5 protein-coding genes are annotated in these 3007 nt (G+C 64.5%); 1 reads left to right on the plus strand and 4 read right to left on the minus strand.

The window, feature by feature from the left end; translation table 11 throughout:
- Nucleotides 1–732 (minus strand): alpha/beta hydrolase family protein (locus ACIQ42_RS17555; protein WP_397423520.1); only part of this gene is annotated, 732 nt, incomplete at its 3' end.
- 81 nt (nt 733–813) lie between these two features.
- Here ACIQ42_RS17555 and ACIQ42_RS17560 point away from each other — a divergent pair.
- Nucleotides 814–1467: a carboxymuconolactone decarboxylase family protein gene (locus ACIQ42_RS17560; protein ID WP_397423521.1), complete on the plus strand. Its 654-nt coding sequence runs from the start codon at nt 814–816 to the stop codon at nt 1465–1467.
- A 72-nt stretch (nt 1468–1539) separates the two neighbouring features.
- On the opposite strand, the gene ACIQ42_RS17565 is transcribed toward ACIQ42_RS17560, so the two are convergent.
- The 3 genes from ACIQ42_RS17565 to ACIQ42_RS17575 all read right to left on the minus strand — a co-directional run bounded on the left by ACIQ42_RS17565 (nt 1540) and on the right by ACIQ42_RS17575 (nt 2776).
- Entirely contained in the window at nt 1540–1692 is a 153-nt protein-coding gene (locus ACIQ42_RS17565; protein WP_397423522.1) for an entericidin A/B family lipoprotein, read from the minus strand.
- A gap of 8 nt (nt 1693–1700) precedes the next feature.
- Nucleotides 1701–1925, minus strand: coding sequence for a CsbD family protein (locus ACIQ42_RS17570; protein WP_397423523.1), 225 nt, complete (start codon nt 1923–1925; stop codon nt 1701–1703).
- An 86-nt stretch (nt 1926–2011) separates the two neighbouring features.
- On the minus strand, nt 2012–2776 hold the full coding sequence (locus ACIQ42_RS17575; protein WP_397423524.1) for a response regulator: 765 nt from the start codon (nt 2774–2776) through the stop codon (nt 2012–2014).
- Between the last annotated feature and the right edge of the window lie 231 nt (nt 2777–3007).

Below are 3007 nucleotides of genomic sequence, written 5' to 3' on the forward strand. Positions count from 1 at the left end.
TGGAAACAGCCGGTCCGGAATCCCCGCCGCGTTCAGCCGGGCCAGCTCGCTCTTGGCCCAGTCGGTGATCCGCTGGTTCCGCGCCCGCTGCGCCGCCCGGTAGCGGGTGATAAACTCCGGCGAATAGGGCGGGCCGTTGTCCGGGTTGAACGGGTTGAGGCTTTCGTCCGTCGCCACCGGATCGGTCTCGTCCGTCACCGAGGCGTCCATCCAGTCGGTCAACACATCAGGCCGCCCCAGGTGCGCGTTCAGCGAAACATAGAGGTCGGCCTTCGGCAGCGCATCCAGCGCTTCCAGCCCCGCCCCGCGTAGCAGATCGCCCAGCGTTGGCCGGATCGCCTCGGCCTGGTAGGCGCCCATAAGAGAGCCGCCGCCCGAATTGCCCAGGATGACGATGGTTTCGACACCCGCCTGCTCTCGCAGCCAGCGCATCCCGACCCCGATATCCAGCACCGCATGTTCCAGCAGGAACATGTCCTCAGCTCCGCGAAACCGCGTATTCCAGCCCAGAAACCCATAGCCCCGCGCGGCCAGCCAGGGCGCGATATAGTGCTCGGAGAAGTCCACATTGTAGTGAGTGGCGATGAACGCGGTTCGGGGCCGTTGGCCGCGCGGCGTCGTATAGACCCCCTGGCAGGGGTGCCCGCCCGCCCCGACGCGCGGCGATGTGGGCGAAGGCAGGCCGATGAACTGCCGTTCCACCTTCGCCATCAGGTCGCTGTCATCGATCACAGGGTCTCTCCCGGCTTGGCCTGCGCCACGCGGCGTGGTCAGTTACCCTCAGAGACCTAACCTCCAGCCCCGGATTTTCCCATGCCCGTTCTGCGTCAGGTGCCCCGCGCCGAGGTCACCTCCGAGGTGGTCCATCGCTATTATGACGCCCTGTTCGGCGCCGGGCGGGATCCGGTCGCCGAGCCCGGCACCGCCACCGGCACACCCGGCGACTGGTGGACCGTCTTCGCGCTGGCGCCCGACATTTTCAAGCACGCCGTCGATGGGTTCGCCGTCTACCGCCACCCCGAGCGCAAGATTGACCCGGTTCTGCGCGAGCTGGGCCAGACCCGCGCCGGCTGGGTGAAGTCCAGCCAGTTTGTCTTTTCCCAGCACTGCAAGTCCCTACGGTCGCTCGGCGTCTCCGACGAAAAGATCGCCGCCGTGCCCCACTGGGCCGTCTCCGACGTCTTCAGCGATCAGGAACGCGCGGTGCTGGCCTATGCCGACTGCCTGACCGCCGGCGACGGGCGCACGCCGCTGGAGGTGATCGACAAGCTCAAGACCTTCTGGAGCGACGAGGAGATATTCGAGTTCACCTACATCACCACCCTCTATGCCATGCACGCCGTGATCACCCGCGCCCTGCGCATGGAATACGACAACCGGCCCGAAGCCATCGTCGAGGTCGCCGCGCCCAAGGGCTTCGAAGCGCAGGACTTCCTCAACCCGGCCACGCCGCCAAAGGGACGATAGAAAATGGCTCCGAAGTCACCGGCGCAGGCCGGTCGCTTCGGAGCCAAACGGAAGAGGCGCGAGCGGCCGCGCCTAGTTCTTGATGTCTTCCTTGACGTCATTGGCAGCGCCTGTAACCGCCTTGCCTGCCGATGATACGTCCTTGCCTGCCCCTCCGACGGTGTTGCAGCCGGCCAGGCCGATCACCAGCGCCGCAAGGATCAGCGGGATTGAATGGCGTTTCATGGAGTGGGTCACAGCCCCGCCCTGTCGGCGGCCTTTGATGCATTTTCGCGCCAGGTCTTGACCTGGGCGTGGGCCTCGTCACGGGTCACGCCGTAGCGCTCCTGGACCGAACCGGCGAGCTTCTCGACATCGCCCTCGGCGCGCAGCAGGTCGTCGTCGGTGAGCTTGCCCCACTGACGCTTGGCCTCGCCGACCAGTTGCTTCCACTGGCCCTTCATTGTGTCTTCGTTCATCGGTCTTCTCCTTGAGAGCGCCCAGGTCAGGGGCGTGGGGACAACCGCTCAGAACCCGTATGGTTGCCGGAAATCAGCGAAGCCGGTCACGATTGGAAGAATAGAGCCTGTCCGATCGTCGCCTTCACCGTGTCGGGCTTGAAGGGCTTGGTAATGAGATAGGTTGGCTCCGGTCTCTCGCCTGAAAGCAGTCGCTCGGGGAACGCGGTGATGAAGATCACGGGCAAGGTGTAGCTCGCCAGAATGTCCTGGACCGCATCTATGCCGGAACTGTCGTCCGCCAGCTGTATGTCGGCGAGGATCAATCCCGGTCGATGCGCCTGCGCCATCGCCACCGCCTGGTCGCGCGTCCGCGCCACCGCGACGACATCGTGGCCAAGGTCCATCACCAACGCCTCGATATCCATGGCGATGATGGGCTCATCCTCGATGATCAGCACACGCGTCTTGAGGGCCGCGTCGATGTCGACATGGGCGGAAGCGACGTCACGCACGACGGTGTCCTGCGAAACCGACAGTATGTTTGACGCCTCCCCGACCGTGAACCCTTCCATGGTGGTCAGGAGGAACGCCTTGCGGTTGGCTGGCGACATCTTCTGCAACGTCTCATCGGGTTTGAGCGTGGGCTGGATATCCGGCTCCAGGGTCGCGCCGGTGCTGTCCCAGATGCTCTGAAACACCCGGTAGAGGCCTACGCGCGACGAAAACGAGGGCTCCAGCATGGCATCCCCGGCGAGAATCGCTTCCAGCGTCGCGCGGACATATGTGTCGCCACGGGCCTGATGACCCGTCAATGATCGGGCATATCGCCGGAGATAGGGGAGGTCAGCGGCGATCTGTCTGGCTGTCATCGTTGTGGTCCGCGCCTCGGTTTGTCGGATCGATCAGGTCGATCTTCAGGAACCATACGCCGCCGGGCGCGTAGGGTTCCCAAGAGTCCGCAAACGAGTTGAGCGCGATGCGCCGACGTCGTGGCGGTTCAGTGACCAGTAGGACGCAGAATTTGACCAACGACGAGAATGGAACGTCCAAGTTCGGTGGTGACCTGCGGGACCTGCAGAAAGCGGTATCACGCCGCAGAC

Origin of the sequence: Phenylobacterium sp. (genome assembly GCF_044372605.1) — a bacterium.
In the GTDB taxonomy this organism is placed as follows: domain Bacteria; phylum Pseudomonadota; class Alphaproteobacteria; order Caulobacterales; family Caulobacteraceae; genus Phenylobacterium.